This window comes from Salinimicrobium sp. CAU 1759 (assembly GCF_054482715.1).
In genome coordinates this window covers 1,263,459-1,286,624 of record NZ_JBTLRK010000001.1, presented here as the reverse complement: position 1 = coordinate 1,286,624, position 23,166 = coordinate 1,263,459, and the positions used below count along the sequence as shown (strand labels likewise).

Below are 23,166 nucleotides of genomic sequence, written 5' to 3'. Positions count from 1 at the left end.
CTTATTCCAATTTTCCGGCTTCCTGAAGTCTATTTAAATGCTCATCAAGTTCAGTCAAAAACGCCTCTTTTGTAGTTATCCCTCCCGGCTCCTGTTCCCAGGCGGCAAGGAAATAGTAGGTTACCGGGTCAGTAGTTTCATTAAAGATCACCAGGTGGTCGTGCGGACCTTCCTTTACTTCCTTTACATCCTTAGTTTTATAGAATAAGGCCATTCCCAGTTGGTCGGTGTCATTTACCAGAGTCTGACTTCCATAGGTAGCGATATAAGCCCATTCTCCTCCTTCACTTTGCTTCTGAAGCAGCTCGATATTTTCAGCTTTTACGATCCCCGTAGTTAAACCTGCAAGTGGTTCAGAAAGGTCAAGAGTCGCTTTGGTATATCTTCCTTCCGGAAAAATAGTGAGCGTAGAAGTAAGATCAACTGTATCATTTCCTGTCGCCCAATCTGTGTATTCAATTTTCACTTCGGAAGACGCTTCAGCATTAGAAACCTGAGCGTAAGTATTACCAACACTTCTGAAGTGAGCTACCGTATCATTCATAAACCTTCCGTAGCTACCGATTCCGAGGGACTTTCCGGCTTTTAGGATGTCCATTCCCCAGGCTGCTTCCTCGTGGTAAGAATCAAAACCATCCTGTCCTACTTGCGGCAGCACCATGGTATCTGTCTTCTTTCCGAAGACATCTATGGCGTTTCTCCAGTCGAGATACAGGCGATATCCCACCTGCGGGTTTTCCCAGCCCGGGCCTTCATACCTTATGTAGTAAGAATGATCTGTATGCTCGGCTGGCAGTGTTAGCTCCTCAACATTTTCAAAAGTACCACCAATATATTCCCGGCCTTCCCACTGACCGCCAGTCTTTACAGAAATTTCAGCATAAGTTTTTTGCGCTACCTCCTGGCTTTCAGGAATAAGGCGGGATTTTTCATCATTATTCTCCTTACAGCCCACTCCCAGAGTTAAAAGACTAAGTAATAAAGCTTGATTAAGTTTCATGTAATAATTATTGTTGGTTCAACTCTTCGTATTCTAAGGAGGCCAGGATAAAAGGCCCCACTCCTTTTGGATCATTGTCTCTTATGATCTCATTGATATAATATTCATAAGAACCGTCCCGGTATGGATCTCCACCCAAACCAGCGACTCCATTCACATCGGTAAGGCTGATAGTGCCATCCTCATTTTCCTCAATGAACTGTTCTAAAATCCCTTCATAGGCTTTAATTCCTGCGTCGCGGTATTTTGAATCCAGGTAACCCTCATCCACTCCTTTCAGAAGGAAATATGCAAACATGCTCGATGCGGAAGCCTCTAAATAGTTACCTTCTCTTTCGCCCTGATCCACTACCTGATACCACACTCCCGTTTCCTCATCCTGATATCTTACTATCCCGGCTGCGAGTTTCTGGGCAATGTTGATAATGTTTTGTCTTTCGGGGTGATCTTGTGGAAGAAAGTCCAGCACGTCTACAACGGCCATTGCAAACCAGCCGATACTTCTTCCCCAGTAATTGGAAGAAAGACCTGTCTCAGGATCTGCCCAGCGCTGCTCCCGGCTTTCATCCCAGGCGTGATGGAAAAGACCTGAATCTTCGCTATAGTGATACTTATTGACCAGTGCGAATTGATTAGCTACATCGTCAAAAAGTTCAGGTTCATCAAAGGTTGCGGCGTAGCGGGCAAGAAATGGTGAACCCATGTACAAACCATCAAGCCACATTTGATAAGGATAGATCTTCTTGTGCCAGAATCCACCCTCAGAGGTCCTTGGATGCTCCCGCATTTGATCTCTCAGGATTTCAACTGCCTTTTGGTATCTTTCCTCTCCGGTTTCTTCATACAGGCCTATCAGGAATCTGCCTCCCTGCACCCTGTCAATATTGTAATCAGATTGTTTATAGGTTTTGATCACGCCTTCTTCATTGATCATGAATTCAGCAAAATTCTTGATGTAATCAAGATATTTTTCTTCTCCTGTTGCATCGTGCAGCTTCTCCATAGAGGTCATGATAAGTCCATGGGTGTATTCCCATTTTGGCTTTTCATTAAAATCAAGAGTCCAGCCTTTCGGGTTTCTCTTAATTTCTGAGTCGGCCATCCAGGTGGAATATTTAAGCTGCTCTTCTACGGTACCTGCTGTGGCAAGCTTATTTTCTTCAGCTCCTTTGCACCCGGTTAAGAGGGTGAAAGCTGAGAAAAGGTAAAATCCAGGTTTGAGAAATTTTTTCATCTTTAAAATTGAATTATAGATTTTCTATTTCAGTAGGATTCCAGTGATCAGATCCTGCCAAAACATTTTTTACAGTATATTTCTTGGCTTCTTCGGGGCTAAGAATTTCTGCCCATTTTACCCTTTTTGAGGGGGTATATCCGGGTCCGCTATTGTTGCTTTCGGCGTAGAAGACTGTTTGCTCAGCATGGGGTTTGTTCCAGTTATGCCAGCCTTCATTTTTGATATGCGGACCCATCTGGGTATTTAAAAACACGGTCTTAGCAAAAGGCCTCCACGGCCGACCCAGATAAACTGACGCTACCGGAGCATTTCCGGTCAAATTACAATCCAGAAAAACAAAACCGTGTTCGGTACCTTCTTCGGTAGAAGCTGCCGTGATGTAATGCCTTCCTTCTTTTGAATAGATCTCGCAGTTTTCGAATACTGCTGTAGACCTTCCAAAAATGAAATCGGTAGTACCTTCTATATAGCAGTTGCGGTAATATTGCCTGCTGTTCTTGCCATGAGGGTATAAGGTATCCTGAAAGCCAAGAAATCTACAGGTGTCAAAAATGACTTTATCGCCATCAATTCTTACCGCCACTGCCTGCCCAATGGGACCAGCACTATTTTGAAAAGTGATATTGCTTGCGTGAAAACCATCTCCAAAAACGTAGAAAGAAGTAGAGCCTGTTGTACCGATCTCTTCCCCGAATTCATTCAGCTTTTGAGCAAAATCGTCGTAGGTGAGTATAGTCTTTTCCTGGTCCTCCCCAATAAATGTGACATTTGTCTTAGAAGCCGGTAATACTAGTTTTTCCTTATATGTTCCCCCTTTGATAAAGATCCTTGTCCGGTTTTTCCGGAAATCGGGAACGGCATTGATCGCTTCCTGAACGGTCTTGAAATCTCCGGAACCATCGGCAGCCACTATAAAATCATAAGAAGATGAATTCTTAGCAGTAATGCCAGACTTTCTATCAACCAGTTCATTCAAATAAATTTCAAGATTAGTATAAGCTTTGTCTAAAGCATGTGCCGAAGCATCATTTTGATTCGGATCCAGACCTTTTGTTTTTTCCCATGCATCGGGCATGCCGTCTTCATCGGAATCTTTTGGTGCAGTGCCAGCTTTCAATTTTGGCCAACCGCCCACCTGTTCCTGGGAATCAATGATCCCATTGCCATAGGTGGCTTTTCCGCTCCTGGTTTCATTAATGATCCTGATGTCCACGGCATCCCTGTTGAGACTGGCACCTGCTTTTTTCATCACCAGGTCCATGGCTTTACGGGCATCCTGAGTATCTACATTGTTGTTAATATCAAAAGGCTCATTAACACGGGTAGCTTCAGGATCATCGCCCTGCACGCCACCGTTCCAGTTGTTCTCGGTCACCTGCTTTGAACCTTCCACGAAATTTCCTTGAACGTAGAACTTTCCGTAGGGATCATAGGGCTCTACGATCCTTTCCTTATCTTCTGTCGCAGGACCGGGTTTGAAATAATTGTTGATAATATTGTACCGACCATTCTCACCTCCGTAGATGCTGTTATCTGCCCAATTGTAGATCACATTATTTCTGAAATCAACAAATTCGCCTTCCAGATTTTCAGTAGTCTTGGAACCGCTGAAGCGTGGATTCCTGCTGTAGTTATTTGCAATTAAATTGTGATGAAAACTTACATTTTCACCACCCCATATTCCGCCGTAACCGTGATCTCCCTTGGAATGTACCGAGCTGTTTAAAGCTTCAGAAATGATACACCACTGCATGGTGAAATCCTTATTTTGATAAAAAGAGGCGTTCTCGTCTGTAGCCCAGCTGACAGAACAGTGGTCTAAAATGACATTTTTGACATCTCTCCCCTTAAAGGAATCATCGGCAGTACCTTTAATATCCCCCATCCTGAAGCGCATGTACCGAATGATCACGTTATCATCCTTTACAGCTACAGGATAGCCCTTGATGGTGATCCCTTGCCCGGGGGCAGTTTGACCTGCAATGGTAAGATCTCCTTTGTTGATATCCAGGGGCCTCTCAAGTTCAATGGTACCCGAAACTGCAAAGACGATAGTGCGGGGACCATCCTTTAAAACACCTTTTCTAAGGCTTCCTTCTCCTGTATCATTAAGATTTGTTACCGTATAGACAATGCCTCCCCTGCCTCCTGAAGCATAGCGTCCAAAGCCTTCGGCGGTAGGGAATGCTAACTGTTGTGCCTGTAGCGGGAGACAGAACAAAAGTGAAGTTGCAAAAAATATTTTTAAAGTATTTAAAAAGAGTCTGTACATAAAAAATTTTCCTTCTTCTGTTCATTCAAGAATGCCTTTAGTTTTAGACATTTTTGAGATATAATTTTCAATACGTTTATTGGATCTTTTACAGGACTGTTCAACCTGAAAGCACGTTTGCCTCAGTTAGCTACAAAAAACTCCTGAAACTAAATAGGCACAATCACCCAATGATAAGATTGAGACGAGAGTGCCTATCTACTAAGAATCATTCAGCATAAAGCTCAATAATTCCCTTGTATCATGGCAGCTTAATATTCAAATGCTCCAAGATCTGGCGCAGAGCCGTTGTAAGGCAAGCCAACATCAACTCCCGCGTCTATCATATCACTGTCCGGTTCCAGGTGGAAAAAGTTTACATCGGGCAGGCTTCCATCAGGTTTTCTAGGTCCCGTTAGTTGTGAATAATCTATGCTCACAAAATCATCCACAGAAGATTCAATTCCTTCCATCCAGCTGTTATTGGTCACATCAAGAGTAGTTGCATTAATACTTCCAACTGCTCCAAGCACGTTGCTGTTCTTTATAGTCAGCTTTTCAAGAGGATTTGTACTGCCAAAGCCATAATTGGTTCCGTTATCATATGCAGAGCAGTTATAAAGTGTTACCTCTCCCCTGTTACTGTTATGGTCAAAACCATCAAACCTGTTACCTACTGCAATAGATCTTATGTAAATAGCATTGTGTTTTAGATCCTTATCATCACTTCCGCCTGTCTTGAAGCCGTTTCCGTCTCCGCCGCTTACAGATCCATCTTTTAAATAACCATTTTGAATGGACCAGCAATCTTCGTGAATTGTAGTGACATTATCTGCATTTCTAAGATAGCCATCCCATCCATCATCAAGGTTTTGCCATGCTCTACATCCTACGAACTTGTTGCCGGTGCCCACATCCAATTTACTTGCAAAACCATCGGCATTCTCTAAAGTTGAATCGGCATTGAAATAAGAATCTGAATTAAGAATAGTGTTATTGGATGCACCGCTTCCCAGCTGAAGTCCTGTATCTGAACATTCAGAAAAAGTACAGAATTCGATAAGGTTATTGTGACCTGTTATAAGCATCCCATTATCGCCGGCTTTGAAAACATCTATTCCTTTGATATGCCAGTAACTACCTTCCAGTTCTATTCCTCTGTTTGAAGAATTTTCAGTCATTGAGGAAAAGTCAAATTTAGGTCTTGTTTCATCTTCAGGATGTGCCAATAAGGAGATCACATTATCTTCACTACCACTAGCATTTATTTTAATTGTGGAATCAAAAACATATTCTCCTCCACGGATATAAATATTTTCACCAGGGACCGCAGCTGCAATGGCATCTAAGATCTCCTGGGGTGAACTTACCACCTTGCCCTGTACTGAAGAGGTGTTCTCTCCTGTCTTGAACGAGTAGGTGTTACTTATAGCTGTATTGCTTCCGTCGCTGGTTTCAACGTGCCAATAGTACAAACTATTGGGCTCCACCTCTATTTCCAAAGAATTTACCGTTAGACCTTTCCATTCTTCCGGAGGTTCCTGATTCCCATCAACCGTATCTGCAAATAGCGTAAAGACCAGAGGATCTCCATCTGTGTCCGTCGCGGCAGCTTCCCATTCAAGAGTAACTTTTCCATCAACAGGTGATACCGTTACTCCGGAGGTGGGTGTGGTTAGTGTTGCCGGAAATGGGACATTGTTAGAACCCGGCTCACCGGCAACATAGAACCTGAAGGAGTCTGACTCTGTAGTCTCTTCTCCAGAATTCTTTGAGATGATCTTCCAGGAATAGGCATGCCCTCTTTCCAATCTTACCATAAGACTGGTCTCCTTTAGATTTGGCCTTTGCTTTACTTCCTGAGTAGCTAAATTGGTTATTACCAGATCGTAGCTTTCAGCATCGGTGGCTTCATTCCATTCAAAAAACACTTCAGCCATATTAGCTACCACATCCCCTACTTCACATTGAGTGTTGTCCTGTGGAAGGACCAGGCTGGCTACCCCTGGAACTGCAGTGTTCACATCTAATTCATCATCATCGCTGGAGCAGGACACAGCTAAAGCAACTATGAAAAGAACCAGGAGACGTTGCATCTTGCTAAAAGGTATGTTTATAAATTTTTTCATGATTTAATAACTTTTAAAGTTCTGTTAACCGTAGCTGATTTTACTTGTAAAAAATATACTCCATTTCTAAAATTGCTAAGGTCAAGCTGAATAAGTCTGTCTGATGAAACATCCATCTTTTCAGAAATAAATTCAGTTCCACTGATATTTATAAGGGAAACATCTACTGTAGTGTCTGTTCCATTGATATAAACTTTCAGATCACCCTTGGTTGGGTTTGGATAAAGCACCACCTCTTCAGATAAAAAGACCTCATCAGAGAAAATACCCTGACAATCGGAATCTGTAGTTACAGTAAACCTGTTCATACCTGGTTTAAGATCTAAAGTTATTTTTGACTGGGATGTGGTGATATTGTTACCATTAAGCTGAATGTTATATAGTTCCGCTCCATCGAGAGACAAATTCATTGTATTATTCGCATAGTTGACATCCGAATAGGCTTCCAGAGGAGACGGCCCTTCTATGGTCACTCTAAAGCACTGTTCATAATCATCCCGGCCATCAACGGTAATGCATACATCATACGTTCCTGCCGGAAGATTTCCAATATTGGCTGAAAAATTATTTGATGATGATAAGGTTGCAGAACCTGTGGTAGGACCAAACACAGAAACTGAATAAGTATAATCAGGATCTTCAGCATTGACAGCAATAAAACCATCATTAGTTCCATTACAGCTTACCTCATGGGCGGTCAAATTATAATTATCTGCTGACAGGTTGAAAACTTCGCAGCCAAAGACATCAACAATTGCACCTTCGGGAGTATCCAGACAATTATCGTCATAATTTATAATTCCGTCTCCATCATCATCCTCACATACATCTCCAACACCATTTTCATTAACATCGGCCTGATCTGGATTAGGAGTTGAGACACAGTTGTCGACAGCATTGAGTATTCCGTCCCCGTCAATATCACCGTAAGGCCCGTTGGGTTCAGCCTCAAAGATTATATCACTTGTGGTTTCACCTGTAATCTCCAGAGTATTCTCGGGAATATAATATCCGTCTACACCATCAGCTGTAATGGTATACTGAATATTTGGCTCAAGTTTTACGCTGTAGGTACCCGCATCTGTATCGATTACAGGTTGCGGAATGTAAAGTGCACCAGTGCCGGCAGCCGGAGTAAACGTCAAGGTTAAATCTCCCACTTTTTCACCAAGACCTACAATTGACCCTGTAACAGGATAGATCTCAACTTTCTTAATACTAATCTCATGAGTGGATACACCTGTGGTGAGTTCCAAGGATGAGCCATTAGTAATCACATATCCATCTGCTCCTTCAAGAGAAATGTTGTAATTAAAATCCACCGGGAGTTCAAGCTGGTATGATCCATCGGTTGGATCAACCTTCCAGGTCTTACCTTCCTCAATAGAAAATACTATGGAATAATCTTCGGGAATTCCCGGTGCTTCGGTTAGATCAATGGTACCCGTCAAATTCACATAAGTGGCAGGCGTTCTAATAATCCTGAAATAACTTGGCTTATCAGCAGTATCATAAATGTGATAAGTTCCAGCGGCCTTTGCCACAAAACTCACTTCCTGAAGTTCGCCCCCCACACTTACAACATCATTCTGTATCTCAGGATTTGCAACATTCTCAAAATGAAGCTCACCATTTCCATCCTGGCCGAGCACCCATAGAGTAACCTTATCATCTTCCTCCAATTCCAGGCTCATGTAACGGTTGGTAGCACCTCTGGAATTTATATAAACTCTTCCTTTGAAATTTTCATACTCATCAATGTTCTCGTCATATCGGGTTAAATTGGTGTTGGTGGTACGCAGACGGTCACTTCCACCTCCCGTAAAGCTAAGATCTCCGGCTGTAAAGTCTGGTAAGGTATGGCCAGAGGTTCCAGGAGTAATTGATTCATCATACCAGGAGTTAATTCTGGCTTCATTCAACATGTTGTTGTATTGAGAATCGTCCAGTAGAGTTGCTCCAAAATCCCAAACATCTGGCAGCCCTTCTACATAGACCAGATCTTTACCTATATTGATATCGAATGAAGTAGTACTTTCTGTTACTTCGAGGCCTGCATTACCTTCAATAGAATAACCCTCAGCTCCATCCAGAGAAACTTCATATTGGTGTCCAACAGGAAGGACCACACTAAACGATCCTCCTGTAGTAAAAGGAAGTTCCCAGGTCTTTCCAAAATCATTCGTAAACACTATAGTGAAATCTGACGGAATACCCTCGGCTGCTGCCACATCGACGTTACCTGTTACAGTAGTGTAGGTCGCAGCATCACGTACAATCCTAAAGTAACTAGGCTTATCTGTGTCATCATAAATGTGATAAGTACCTGCAGCTTTAGCCATAAAGCTTATTTCTGTAAGCTCTTCTCCTACAGCAATAATATCATTTTGCAGGTCCGGATCGGCTACATATTCAAAATGAATATTTCCTGTACCGTTCTGCGTAAGGGTCCAAAGAGTGACCTCATCATCTTCGTTCAGTTCAAGGCTAAAAAATCTTCCAGTAGCTCCCGAAGAATTGATATAGACTCTTCCCTTCAAATCCTGATATTCATCAATGTTTTCGTCATAGCGGGTCAGGTTTGTATTGCTGGTTCGCAGACGGTCACTTCCACCTCCGGTAAAGCTAAGATCTCCTGCTGTAAAATCTGGCAAGGTATGACCTGAGGTTCCCTGGGTTATGGATTCGTCATACCAGGAGTTGATAACTTCGACGGAAAGCTGGTTATTGAATTGAGATTCGTCTAATTGTGTTGCTCCAAAATCCCAGACATCGGGTAATCCATTTCCTGTAGCTCCATCCTTTTGAACCAAAAGATTAAGAGCAGTATTTTCTGAAACCTGCATATTAGTACTTCCAATGATTGAGTAACCATCGGCTCCTTCTAAGGATATGTCATAGGTATAACCAGCAGGAACCTCTATAGTATAAGCACCCTCAGAAGGGGAAGAACTCCAGGAATCACCGTTTTCGTTGGTGAAAACGATTTGATAATCGGCAGGAATATCCGAAGCTGCTGCAACATCAACATTACCACTTACTGTAGCAAAAGTTGCACTTTTTCTAAGGATCCTGAAGTAACTCGGCTTATCGGTATCATCATAGATACGGTAAGTTCCCGCTGCTTTAGCGGTAAAGTTCAATTCGGTAATTTCTTCACCAACTGCTACCACATCGTTTTGTATAGAGGAGTCGGAAGCATTTTCGAAATGGATATTTCCCGTGCCATTTTGGGTAAGTGCAAAAATCGTTACCTCATCATAGGCCTCCAGATCAAGACTAAAAAATCTTCCCGCAGCCCCCGAGGAGTTGATATAAACTCTTCCTTTAAAATCTTCATGATCATCAATATTCTCGTCATACCGGGTGAGATTCGTATTGGTGGTTCGCAGACGGTCACTTCCACCGCCGGTAAAGCTTAGATCTCCAACAGTAAAATCTGGCAAAGTATGTCCTGAAGTTCCCGGCGTGATGGATTCGTCATACCAAGAGTTAATAATTTCTACTGATAGCTGATTGTTGTACTGAGACGCATCCAGTTGAGTAGCACCAAAGTCCCATACATCTTCAGCATTATCTGATTCTGCAGAACCGGTGCCGCTTTCTCGCATAATTCTGAAATAGCTCGGCTTATCACTACTATCATAAATACGATAGGTTCCGGCGGCCTGAGCAACGAAATTCAGTTCAGTGAGCTCTTCTCCTACAGCAACTACTTCATTCTGCAAGGACGGATCGGCAACATACTCAAAATGGATGTTTCCCGTACCATTCTGGGTAAGTGCCCAAATGCTTACTTTATCATTCTCATCTAAATTGAGACTGAAATATCTTCCTGTTGCTCCCGAAGAATTAATATAGACCCGACCTTTAAAATCCTCGTGTTCATCAATATTTTCATCATAGCGGGTAAGAGCCGTATTGGTAGTTCTCAAACGGTCGCTTCCACCCCCGGTAAAACTAAGATCACCTACAGTGAAGTCGGGCAAAGTATGGCCTGAAGTTCCCGGGGTAATAGATTCATCATACCATGAGTTGATAATTTCAACTGATAACTGATTATTAAATTGAGAATCGTCAAGCTGAGTAGCTCCAAAATCCCAAACATCGGGCAGATCTGAGGATTCCTGAGAAACTCCTGCGAAAATCCCCATTAAGAGGAAAAGGCATAATAAGTGTAATCGTTTCATCATTCCATAAAAGATTAAAGTTTATAATGTATCATATCCTGGTTTCGGAGTTGTTTAAATAAGCAACTCAAGTTGTTACATTCTGACATCAAATGCCCCAGGTCATAATCCAGAAATTAGATCATGATAAGTTTCAACTGTTACCACTTTGGGAAATAAAAAAGGGCGTACATCTTTATGATGCAGGCCCTTTCCCATATTTATTATTGAAATTCCATATTATCTCCAGCGAGGATCCCCCACCTGATTGTCTATTATTGTTTGGTTCGTCACAGTAAAATCTCCAGTTGATGGATCTACAAATCCAGGATCTAAAGTCGTGTAACTGCTGTCGTCGAAGATATACTGGTTAGTGTCATAGAATCCCGGTGCATTGAAATAATTGTTATTACTAAATGTCGGCGATTCATCTATTCCCTCTCTATCTGCGTAACCTTCAGATGCTGTATTCACTATCAAAGTATTCCTTACTGTTACATCATTGGAAACAAAACGAACATATAGCAATCTTCTACTGTCATTGTCGGAAACAGCATAAATTGTGTTACTGTCGATCAATATGTTGGAAGTCAAGCCTGTATCGTTAGAAGTTCCACTAGCATCCATTCTTATGAAGTCCCTCCCCGGAGCAACATTATAGAACGTGTTATCTATGAGGTTGATATTAAGCACATCAGAATTTCGAAAATCTATAAAATCCCCTCCTGAAGTAAAGATGTTGTAGACAATACTATTTTCTACAGTTAAGGTCTGTAAAATCGCATCAGTCTCATTACCTGCAATGAAAGAACGTGAATAGTCATGGATATTACTACCACTAATCAATAGAGAGTTATAATTTCCGGGGCCGGTATATCTCACCACATCCTGAAGTTCTGAAGAACCTTCACCCATTCCCATGAGATCAAGATCAATTAGTGCAACATCATCTGCTCCTCCTACTATTTCAAAATTCAGCTGTAGGAGTGGTTTGTCGTAACTTCTTAGACCGCGTATAGTTAAGGATTTATCAAGAGTTACTGTTCCAGTTTGGGCAGTATAATCACCGGGTTCAAGAACCAGGATATCTCCTGCACTGGCATCTGCTATAGCCTGTAATAAATCATCTTCAGCAGTAATTAATATTCCATCACCAATGTCAATGCCTGTGGTGAACTTTATAACACCTCTAATACTGGTGCCATTGTATAAAGTGGCAGTATATTCGGTTTCAGATGAAAGACCGCTAACTGTAGCTACACCACTCGCCATTTCTTCGGGGGTTATAGTATAGGTAATATCTCCCGGGCTTAAGCTTATTTCAGTAACATCACTTCCCGGCACCCATCGCAGGGTAGCTTCCTTGGCCTTAATATCTCCATCTTGACCTTCTATAAAGATTTGTTCGGTCAAGGTTCTAAAGGTGGTTACTGCCCAGGAGGAATCATCCAGCCCCCTGTCACTTATGGTTTTTACTCTAACAGAATATAAGGTTTCACTTTCTAAAGGCACCAGAACTGGCAGCTCATTTGGTTTCACCTCAAGGGTTTTTACTATGTTGTTGAATTGCAACGAATCATTAGCAAATTCTACTATATAACTGTTTGCATTTTCGTCTACCGTCCAGTTCAACTCTACATTTACCTGATTCCTAACAAAGGTTCTTAAATTAACCGGTGCAAATTCCCTGTTTACCGGAAGCTCTTCGATCAGCTCTTCATCATAATCGCAGGCTGTGACAGTCACTGCAACCAGAATAGCTATTAGTAAACTCTTAAAGATATCTTTTACTCTCATAACTTATAAATTATTCCGTTTTATTAGGTTCTAGTAACCGTAATCGTTTACTAATTGACCATTACTTGCATCTATGAAGACCTGCCAAATTGGCCAGAACTGTCTAGTATCAGGATCTACTCCCGGTTTGACAAGGGTATTTTGAATCTCCTCCAATGGTTGATCCCATGGGTATGCCGAATATTCAGGTCCGGGATTACCGGTTTCCCCTCTGTTTAAACCATAGATATCAAGAGTATAACCATCATCTTCATACTTATAATAAAGGGTGGTTGGCACATTTGCGTAGTCTCCTGTTCTGTTTGCAAGATTCTCCAACTCCTGTTTTTCTTCTTCAAGCTTTTCACTTAACAGGTTCCAACGGATTAGATCCATTTTTCTATCCATTTCCCCTGTGAATTCATACTTGTATTCTTCTACAATTGCTTTGAACATTTCTTCTTTAGAACCAAGGGCATCTACATAAGCATCTACTTTTTCAGCATGAAGTGCAGATGGAAAGGCTCTACGACGAATTTCCTTCAAATATGGTGCTGCCGCACCAGGTCCTTCTAATTCATTGGCGGCTTCAGCAGCAGTCAAGAGAACTTCGGCATATCTCATATAAATAAGATTAACACCATCATCATTGGTAGAGGTTACATAGCGATCCATCCATTCGTACCGATATTTCCCAAAATACCACATATCAATACCAGTTAGCTCCTGCTGTGCAACACCGTCTACAGCAGCACCCCATTGATAGGGCACAGCGGTGACATCTCTTCTGGTGTCATCCTCATCAAAATCGTAATAAACAGTTGGTGTAGGTCCCGCGGTACCACCTCTTGGCTGACCGGTAAACTGGTCTACACTCCGGTGACGTACGGCAAAGGAAAATAATACCCGTCCCCGTCCATCTGCAAAAGGAATTTCCCATAAAGATTCTCCACCTGCATTAATGTCTTCCCTATTGTACTTCCTCCAAAAAGTTTCAAAAGAAGGCTCTAAATGTGCTCTACCGCTATTAATGACAGATCTTGCTTCATCAAGTGCTAAACGATACATTTTGTCAACGGAAAGATCGGGATCGTTACTCCTTCTTACTCCGTCAGGATACTGTTGATAACCTGCTGCCACCAGGGCCAGTCTGGCTCTCAGTCCCTTTACAAATGCTTTGTTTATGCGCTCCACAGAGGAGGTGGCAGCGGTTTCGTTTGGCCATGCAACCAAAGTAGATGCTTCCCCTAAATCTGCAATAAGCTTTTTGTAGATGGTATCCCTGCTTGTTTTAGGTAAGTACAGTGTTGCAGAAGTAATTGGTTCGAAGCGAGCAGGAACATCCCCCCAGGCTTTCATAAGGTCGGCATAATATACTGCTCTATAGGTAAGTGCAGCTCCCAGAAGTTGTCCAAATTCGTTACCTGGCTCAGGATTTCCATGGTTTCTCAGACCCCGAATTACAATATTTGCCCGCTCGATCCCCTGATACATCATAGCCCAGGCATTATTGTCTGTATTCATCCTTGAGTTAGTTGGCTTGGCATCGTAATAAACAAGATCTGCATCTGTACCTTCATCCCCGGCACTATAATTATATTCTACATCAGTATTAAAGCCATAGTAAGGAATAAATCGACCACGGTAAGAATTTGTCTGACCCATTGGCTCTAAAATTCCATCCACAGCTCCTTTTGCCAAATCTACTGTAGAAAAAATTGTAGATTCATCAAGAGTAGATTTTGCCGGAGCTTCAAGGAAATCTCCATCTATAAATTCTTCCTCACAGGATGCCATCATGCATGTAAGGAGAAGTACCGAACAGATTTTAATTAAGTTTTTCATTTTCATCTAAATTTTTAAAAATTAAGGTTTAACCCAAATACCACTTGTCTACTTCTTGGGAACGGAGAATAATCAACTCCCGGTGTAAGCGGAGTTTTTCTTCTGGTAGAAACCTCGGGATCAAGACCGGAATAATCGGTAAGGATAAATACATTATTTGCCGTAGCGTAAAATCTTAATTTAGTAAGGTTAGCTCTGGATACCAGAGACGCGGGTAAGGTATAACCCAAAGTAAGTGTATTCAATCGCAGAAAAGAACCATCCTCTACTGCCCAATCACTAAAAACGTAATTACGCATATAAGGCGACCACATGGTGGTGCTGGCATTTGCAGCCGCAAGTGCATCAGGATCTGTAATGAGCTGTCCGGTTTCCGGGTTCAGATTTGTCCACCTGTTCCCATCGGCCATAATAGCACTTAGGTTACGATACTGACCATTTTCATTAGCAGTTGTAAATTGAACTTTATTCGCGTTATAAACATCATTCCCTACGCTAAAGTTAAAAGCAGCCGAGAAATCAAATCCATAAGCGTAAGCATCTATAACAAATCCACCTGTAAAGTCTGGATTGGCATCCCCTATGATGGAATTATCATTAATATCTACAACTCCATCTCCATTGATATCCTCTAGCTTTAAGGATCCAGGCATTAATTGTCCTACTACATCTGTAGCGTCCACGACATCGGGTTTTAAGGTATAAGAATTTGTAGCTGGATCGTAGTTAAAATCAGAAACCTCATATCTACCGTCGTTCCTGTAACCGTACATGGCTCCTACAGGCTGTCCCACCCATACTGCATAGTCACTTCCAATCTCTGATGATGCCCATCCGGAATAATCCTGATAATTTTCCAGGGAACCTAAGGAGTTGATCCTGTTTTTGTTTGCCGACATATTTAAAGCAAAACTAAGTCCATAGTCCTCCTCCATTATCGGGTTGTAATTTATTGCCCCTTCAATACCTGTGTTCTGGATCTCTCCCAGATTTCTATACTGAAATTCGTATCCCGAACCGGGAGTCCTAAAGGCCAGCAAGAGGTCTGTCGTGACATTTTTATAAGCTTCAATACTACCTCTTAACATGCCATTCATGAGTTCATAATCAAGACCGGCATTTTGCGTTACCGTTGTCTCCCATCTAAGATCAGGATTGGCAAGTACTCTTGAAGCAGACCAGTAGGTTGGAATACCATTTAGGTAAGTTGTAGTATTGGACTGAAAACTCTGAACCGTTTGCCCAGCAGGAATGTTATTATTTCCGGCTTCACCATAACTCAATCTTAACTTAAGCGCATCAAGCCATTCTACATCCTGCAGGAAATTCTCTTCGCTCATTTTCCAGGCTACTGCAGCCGATGGAAAATACCCCCAGCGATTGTCTCCTAAAAATTTACTGGAACCATCTGCCCTGTAAGTAGCTGTGATGAGATACTTATTCTTGAAATCATAATTCACACGGCCGAAGAAAGACAACAATTTATCATCTGGTCGATAAAAATTATCTACAGACTGGGGTATACCCTGGGTAGTTAGTTTCCTGGTAGTTTCAAAGTCGAAATCTTTCGGGAAACCCTGTATCTCAGCAGTCTCCTCGTTATCATTGGTGACGATCATCTCTTGCCCAAGAAGTAATTTCAGATTGTGATCTTCTCCAAGATATTCCTCAAAATTATAATTAAGTGTATTAGCATTTCTAAAGCTTTCCCGCTTACGATCACTGTAAACAAGTGAAGGTAATCCCTGATTATCAGCAGAAGGTCTGTTCCTGGAATAATAAGTTGACCTTCCATAGTAGCGGTAATCCTGCTCAATTCTATAATCAAGCCCGAAATCCGATTGGAACCTTAAATTATCCATTATGTCCCAGCCAAAGCTTCCCAGCATATTGTAATTTCTCCTCAATTGCTGTCTTTGATTATCGGAAGTTGCAACGAAAGGATTTACCAGGTAACCTGCCAAAGCCTCATCTGTGTTAGTTGTAGTAAGACCAGAAATAGGTATAGGAGAATACTGTACACTATATTTCAATCTGGAATCTGCAGAAGAGATCTCATTCTGCTCATTTGTCCCTCCCCCGTCGATCTCAGTATCTGAATATCTAACGGTAAAGGAAAGATCCACCTTTTCACCTGCCTGGCTCTTAAGTGCCAATGCAAGGTTATCCCTTTTGTAGGCCGAACCAATCATGATAGTGCTAACATCGTAATGGGCGTAATTAAAGTTATAGCTCGCCTTTTCAGATCCACCTCTAATGGAGATGTCATGACTTTGAACTTCACCCATGTTTCCATAGACCTGTTTTTGCCAGTTATTACCTTCCTGGCCAACATAGAGATCATAATCCTGCCAAAGTCCGAAGTAATTCTCGTATGAATCAATATTCTCAGGATCATCTAATAAGGCATATTCATACTGCCACTTAACAAAATCTGCAGGATCTAAAACATCAATAGTCTCTGCGATTTTTTGGAATCCGTGAAAAGCATTGACACTCACGCTTATCTTACCACTAACACCATCTTTAGTTGTGATGATAATAACACCATTGGCTCCCCGCGAACCATATATAGCCGTAGAGGAGGCATCTTTTAAAACAGAGATACTAGCTATATCTGTAGGACTAATATCTCCCATGCTGGCTACCGGGAAACCATCTACTATAATTAAAGGAGAACTATCCTGAGTTAAGGAACCATTACCCCGTATTCTAATATTGATCTCGGCATCTGGAGAACCTTCAGTGGATAAAACCTGAACCCCCGGCAGTCTACCTGTCAAAGTCTCTGCGACACTGGCTCTGGCCTGCTCATCAAGTTTTTCTCCCGAAATAGAAACAACAGAACCGGTGAGATCTGATCTTCTTGCTGTACCATAACCTACAACTACGACCTCATCCAGCGCATTTTGATCTAATTGCATCTCGACTTTAATATTGTTCCTTCCGTTAACCCTAACTTCCTGAGGCCGAAATCCCATAAAACTATAGACCAGAACAGCATTAGGTCCGGAAACCTCTATAGAATATTCCCCATCAAAGTTGGTCATTGTTCCGTTAGAAGTACCCTTTTCAAGGATGTTCACCCCGGGGAGAGGCTCCTGAGATTCGGCGTCCACTACTGTACCGCTAACAGTAACACTCTCCTGAGCATTTGCCCCTGCTCCCAGCAGAAGGAAAAAACCAAGTAAGAACAGAGATACCCGCGAAGACAGCTCATTTAGTTTAGAATTCATAGTACAAAATAATTTGGTTTAGATTTGATCATTTTTGAGAGCTTATGCTCCTCCATATTCAACTCAAACGATTTCGTTTAACCAAGAAATTACTTGACCTGTAAAGCAACTTTTTCATTATGGCTAGAATGAAATAACAGAATGAGCAAATGAAATTGACAGTCTAAGCTCCTAAAAAACACTTTTCTTGTTAAGGCGAAAATTAAAAAGGAGTTACATTGACAATTTCACAATGTAATCGATTACACAAACCTAGATAATTATATCATGAAAACAAATTTTCTTATAGATAAATTTAATAGAAAATTAGGATTTTACTAAAATATAGCTAAAAGGTCTTCTGCCAGAAGTCTTTGCTCGAGTTTTATTACTGCTTTATCTATAAATATTTTTTGAAAGGAGGACCGTAATCCTTTTATTGTAATCGATTACGGGAGTATGGAAAAAGAAACGCAGTAATGTGGAAAAGAGAAAAGCAGGAGGATTTGCTCAATCCAAACCCAAACAAATCTAAAGGAATTTTAGACTTCATAAGGACACTTGAGATAAGAATTCTTACTCAAATAAAATCCTGCTTATACTTTTGATCAAGCGAAGTTCTAAACAACTACATAACTAATAACCGGCAAAAGTAGCAATACTCCAGGGACAGATTTCCCTTATAAATATTGGGAATGCAAAGGCTGGCGATCACTGAATAGTCTATTAGTACTATTTAAACCTTCTCACAAAGGCTATACTTTAGAAGAAGCACTTGTTGACCAGTTAAACCTCCTTTATCCCGTATTCTATCAATTACTTAGTAAAAATGAGGCCGATTTGTAACCAATGTTTAAACCACAAAAAAAATCCGCAGCTCTCACTGCGGATCATTTTACATAATGAATACTTTTAAGACTCCCCAATAATTGAAACTCTCATAGGTTTTAAAGACTCTCCACTTCTTTCTACCTGGACTTCTAATTTCTGCCCTTGTTTAAGAGCATCGAAGTCCACCGTTTGCCCATTGCGCATGATTTGAGTATCATTAGAGAAGTAGAGTTCAATGATGGTAGTATCATTCAGTTGAACATAAACTTCTTCCTGTTGCGAATCTACAATTGTAGCAGTTCCTGTGTATGTACCTGAATCTACAAGATCTGTATTCTCAAGTTCTTTCTCACCAGCCATAGTAGTATCAAGAGAATTCATATTGTCATTCATATCCATGGAAGACTCTTCCATTTCCGTCATCTCCATGACTTCTTCATTCTTCTCTTCAGCATCTTTACAAGAAATTACTGTAGAAAATATCATCGAAGAAACAGCTAAAATCATTATTGATCTTTTCATAATTTTTCTTTTTAATTAATAGACCCTATTCTTTTAAAGGTCCGATTATTACAATTGGCGAATATATGAAAGAAAAACCCTGTGCTTCAATACTTTAGAATAGGTTTAAGTCAAAATTGGTAGATTTAACCCCACTTTAAGGAAAATTGTAGGTATGATCCTAACTAAGCTTCTTCCTAACGATACCGGAGATGGTTTTTCCATCTGCCCTACCGGCTAATTCCTGTGAAGCCATACCCATGACTTTTCCCATGTCCTGCATTCCACTGGCGCCGGTCTGTTCAATTATCTTATCAATCTCTTTTTCAATTTCCTCCTCACTCATCTGCTCGGGAAGAAAACTTTCTATTACTGCGGCCTGATCCAACTCCGGCTGTGCCAGGTCTTCTCTTCCCTGCTCTTTATAAATAGCAGCGCTCTCCTTTCGTTGCTTTACTAATTTTTGAAGCAACTTAAGCTCCTCATCCTGGCTCAGTCCATCTCTACCTGCAGCATCTGTCTGTGCTAAAAGAATTGCACTTTTAACAGCTCTTAAAGCCTCCAGTTTATTGCTATCCTTAGCTCTCATTGCCGCTTTCATTTCGGTCATCACTTTTTCCTGTAAACTCATCTTAATTGGGATTTTGTTAGTCCTGCGAAGATAGGCAGGAATCCCCTTCAGCACAAAATTGTATTCAAATTACCTTATCAGAGGATCTTTTATGGCTTCTCCCTTTGAACTTCTCCTACCAGCGGCAACTGGATATTGAAAGTAGACCCACTACCTATTTCAGTCTCAAAGAAAAGTTCTCCCCCATGAGTTTTTACGATATCAGAAGACAAAGAAAGCCCAAGGCCTGTTCCTTCACCCGATGGTTTGGTGCTAAAAAAAGGCTGAAATATTTTGTCCCTGATGTGCTCCGGGATTCCAGTTCCATTATCAGATACACTCACCACTGCTTCTGCTCCCACCCCCCGAGTTTGAACAGAAATAAGGGGTTGATAACTATCATTATAAAGTTCCCCGTTACTTTTCTTTGCCAAAACTGCGTGAAAAGCATTTGTAAGTAAATTGATAAGTACACGCCCCAGATCTTGTGGAACTGCTAACACGCTTTTCAGGTTTCTGTCATAATCTTTCGTGATTTCTATCGAAAAGCTTTTATTTTTATTCCTGAATCCGTGATAAGCTAACCTCAGGGAATCCTCCACTAATTTATTCAGATCAACAGGCTCCTTTTGGCCGGTGCTTGAGCGACTATGCTGTAACATTCCTTTTACAATGGCATCGGCTCTTTTTCCATGGCTGGTTATCAATTCAAGGTTCTGCCGAATATCTTCCATGATTAATTTGACGTCTTCGAGATTTCCCTTTCCCAGTTCCTCCCCAACTTCCTCAATTAGGTCTTTACTGACGTCAGAAAAATTTGTCACAAAATTGAGTGGGTTCTGGATCTCATGTGCAATCCCCGCAGTCAATTCTCCAAAAGATGCCATCTTTTCGGCATGTATTAATTGTGCTTGTGTCGCTTTTAATTCCTTATATGCTTCTTCAATCTTATGAGCCTGTACAAGTTCCCGCTTCATTGCTTTTTGTCTCTCTTTAAGAAGCACTCTCTTCTTTTGATATTTATCAACAAAATAGAGAAGTATAAGAAATAATAATACATAAGTGATGTAAGCATACCAGGATCGATACCATGGCGGCCTCACTTCAAATGCATAATCTACTGGTTTACTCCAGACCCCCTGGGGGTTTCTCGCCTTTACTACAAAATTATATTCTCCTTCGGGCAAATTCCCATAACTGGCCAGGCCTGTACTGCTAGCGGGAGACCATGTCTCATCATAACCTTCAAGTTTGTATTGGTATTGCACCATTGAAGGCCGTGAAGTTTCCACACCAAGAAATTCTATCTCTATATCATTTTGTGAATACGGAAGAGAAAGCTCCACCGGTACCGGATAAAAGGGAAGAATTCCTGAAAATCTCACTTTTTGAAAGCTGTCGATCATGGTGTCCCGCTCCTTTTTGTCAAGTTCTTTATTAAAAACAAGAAGCTCATTGGTTTTAAAGGCCGCAGTCCTGTCTTCCTGTACAGGTTTTTCTTCATTTCTGGCCCATGCAACACTGTGCCAGCTTATATTTTCATTCCTGATCTTTAAATTTTCCAGGAATAGCGGAGGTGGAATAGTATCCTTTAAAATATTGCTGTAATTGAATTTCAGAAACTTATCCCCTGTTCCCAGCCAGAAGTTCCCATCCCTATCTTTTACCATGCTAAAGTTGTTGCTAATATCCTTAATCGCATATCCTGTTCTTTCGTTGAAATTCTCTATTCCGGAGTCACCAATAGGAGAGTCGGGTTTTATTCCCGCCTTAAGGAGAGTAAAACCCCGGTTGGTTCCCAGTACTATATTTTTATCATCATCCTCCAGAATGGTATATACCACATCATTAGAAAGCCCCTGGGTTGTAGTGAAGTTCTCAAATATTGAATCATCATTTTGAAATAGATCTTCAAACTCAAATTTTTGAAGCCTTTCTTTTCGAATCACCATCAATCCTCCACCCCAACTCCCAACGAGCAAATTCCCCCTGGAATCCTGGAAGACTCTGGACAATTTGTTATCTGTGAGTCCTTGTTCCTCATAAAAGTTCATCACGCGCTTCCCATCATACCGGCTAAGTCCACCGCGGGTAGCTATCCAAATTACCCCATCTTTATCCTGAAGAATATCCCAAACAGTTTTGTGTGCAAGTCCCTGTAGAACACCAAAGTTTTTAAATGCTTTTCCATCAAACATAGAAACCCCTCCTTCAAAGGTACCGATCCACAAATCTCCATTGCTGTCCACCGTTAGGGAAGTTACATCTGTATCTGGTAGACCCTGTTCTTCTGTAAAAGTTGTGAAATATTCTCCGTCATACCTGCAAAGACCTTCATCACTTGCAAACCATAAATTACCATCATGATCTTCAACAATATTTAAAAAGGTATTATCGGGAAGTCCCTGTTTAGTAGTAAAGGCCGTAAAACGGTTTTTTTGTCCCGGCTCTAAGGCCCGTTCCAACTTTACTATGCCACCATCGGACGGGGCAAACCAAATGTTAGCGTTTTGATCCTCCAAAACTGCGTAAACGGCTTTCCAGGAAGGGCCATTCTTTATTTTATATTCCACAACGGTTTCCCCGCCCAGCTTGTTCAACCCTCCACCATAGGTTCCAAACCAAAGGCTGCCCGATTTGTCCAAGGTAATATTCCGAATAGTATTGTCGGCCAATCCATTTTCTTTGGTAAGATTCATAAAAGTACCTGTCGTCTTTGAGAACTTTGATGCTCCTCCTTTAGTTCCAAACCAGATATTGCCATTGGAATCTTCGGTACAGCTAAAAATGTAGTTATCGATCAATCCATCATTTTTATCATAATGCCGCACCTCTCCGGTTGAAGGATCAAACCTGCCAACAAATCTCTCTGTAGCTATCCAGATGATCCCCTCAGCATCTTCCAGCATTTCGTTTACTCCCACTCCCTGTAGCTTCAGGATATCAGAAAGATCCACAAAAGCTTCTCCCCCTGCAATGTCAATAGCAGGATCATAACAGTAAACTCCTCCCCTTCCGGAAAACCAGATGTCTCCATTCTTAGTCTCTAAAATATCATCCATAAAGATATCCTTCAAGCCGGTTGAGCTACCATAATTAGTAAACTGCCGGACATTCTTATCATATTTGCTCACCCCTTTTATAGTTGCAAACCATAGGTTTCCTTTGGAATCTTCCAATATCTCATGAACATCGTTATCAATAAGTCCATCTTCAGTAGTATAGTTATAGAAATGAACTCCATCATATTTACTAGCTCCTCCATAGGTTCCGAACCATATATTCCCGTCGCTATCCTCAGTAACATTATGAATGTAGTTGTGGATGAGTCCGAATCCGGAGGAAAAGGTGATAAAAGATTTACCGTTGTACATACTTACTCCGTTCCCATTAGTTCCAAACCACAAATTGCCTTTACTGTCTTTAAAGCCGCACAATAAGCTGCTCATGGCCAGCCCATCTGCAGTATTAAAATTTTTCATACTGAAGAAATGATCAGCTTCCGTTCTTGTCGGCGCTGGTTTGGATGAAATAAGGATAGATGTTGGAGGTGGAAATTCAGCTATATAATTTACCTGAAATTCACCTGGATAGATGACTTC

General features: G+C 41.3%; 11 protein-coding genes. All 11 read right to left on the bottom strand.

The window, feature by feature from the left end; genetic code table 11:
* Nucleotide 1 precedes the first annotated feature (1 nt).
* Nucleotides 2–1,000 carry a DUF4861 family protein gene (locus ACXYMT_RS05760; RefSeq protein WP_459058133.1) on the bottom strand — a complete coding sequence of 333 codons (999 nt, stop codon included), beginning with the start codon at nucleotides 998–1,000 and terminating at the stop codon, nucleotides 2–4.
* A 7-nt stretch (nucleotides 1,001–1,007) separates the two neighbouring features.
* A complete protein-coding gene (locus tag ACXYMT_RS05755; RefSeq protein WP_459058132.1) occupies nucleotides 1,008–2,234 on the bottom strand; it encodes a glycoside hydrolase family 88/105 protein in 1,227 nt (408 codons plus the stop codon).
* 13 nt (nucleotides 2,235–2,247) lie between these two features.
* Nucleotides 2,248–4,509, bottom strand: a complete 2,262-nt coding sequence (locus ACXYMT_RS05750; protein WP_459058131.1) for a pectinesterase family protein — start codon at nucleotides 4,507–4,509, stop codon at nucleotides 2,248–2,250.
* Nucleotides 4,510–4,760: 251 nt separating this feature from the next.
* On the bottom strand, nucleotides 4,761–6,617 hold the full coding sequence (locus ACXYMT_RS05745; RefSeq protein ID WP_459058130.1) for a right-handed parallel beta-helix repeat-containing protein: 1,857 nt from the start codon (nucleotides 6,615–6,617) through the stop codon (nucleotides 4,761–4,763).
* Nucleotides 6,614–10,810 carry a T9SS type A sorting domain-containing protein gene (locus ACXYMT_RS05740; protein ID WP_459058129.1) on the bottom strand — a complete coding sequence of 1,399 codons (4,197 nt, stop codon included), beginning with the start codon at nucleotides 10,808–10,810 and terminating at the stop codon, nucleotides 6,614–6,616. The genes ACXYMT_RS05745 and ACXYMT_RS05740 overlap by 4 nt, the downstream gene beginning before the upstream one ends.
* Before the next feature lie 216 nt (nucleotides 10,811–11,026).
* Nucleotides 11,027–12,583, bottom strand: a complete 1,557-nt coding sequence (locus ACXYMT_RS05735; RefSeq protein WP_459058128.1) for a DUF5123 domain-containing protein — start codon at nucleotides 12,581–12,583, stop codon at nucleotides 11,027–11,029.
* 30 nt (nucleotides 12,584–12,613) lie between these two features.
* On the bottom strand, nucleotides 12,614–14,407 hold the full coding sequence (locus ACXYMT_RS05730) for a RagB/SusD family nutrient uptake outer membrane protein (protein ID WP_459058127.1): 1,794 nt from the start codon (nucleotides 14,405–14,407) through the stop codon (nucleotides 12,614–12,616).
* Nucleotides 14,408–14,421: 14 nt separating this feature from the next.
* Nucleotides 14,422–17,643 (bottom strand): SusC/RagA family TonB-linked outer membrane protein, encoded by a 3,222-nt coding sequence (locus ACXYMT_RS05725; RefSeq protein ID WP_459058126.1) that lies wholly within the window; start codon nucleotides 17,641–17,643, stop codon nucleotides 14,422–14,424.
* A gap of 891 nt (nucleotides 17,644–18,534) precedes the next feature.
* The gene (locus ACXYMT_RS05720) at nucleotides 18,535–18,975 is read right to left on the bottom strand and encodes a hypothetical protein (protein ID WP_459058125.1); all 441 of its coding nucleotides are present in this window, start codon (nucleotides 18,973–18,975) and stop codon (nucleotides 18,535–18,537) included.
* Nucleotides 18,976–19,135: 160 nt separating this feature from the next.
* On the bottom strand, nucleotides 19,136–19,585 hold the full coding sequence (locus ACXYMT_RS05715; protein ID WP_459058124.1) for a GatB/YqeY domain-containing protein: 450 nt from the start codon (nucleotides 19,583–19,585) through the stop codon (nucleotides 19,136–19,138).
* Between the two features lie 89 nt (nucleotides 19,586–19,674).
* On the bottom strand, nucleotides 19,675–23,046 hold the full coding sequence (locus ACXYMT_RS05710; protein WP_459058123.1) for a two-component regulator propeller domain-containing protein: 3,372 nt from the start codon (nucleotides 23,044–23,046) through the stop codon (nucleotides 19,675–19,677).
* Nucleotides 23,047–23,166: the final 120 nt, after the last annotated feature.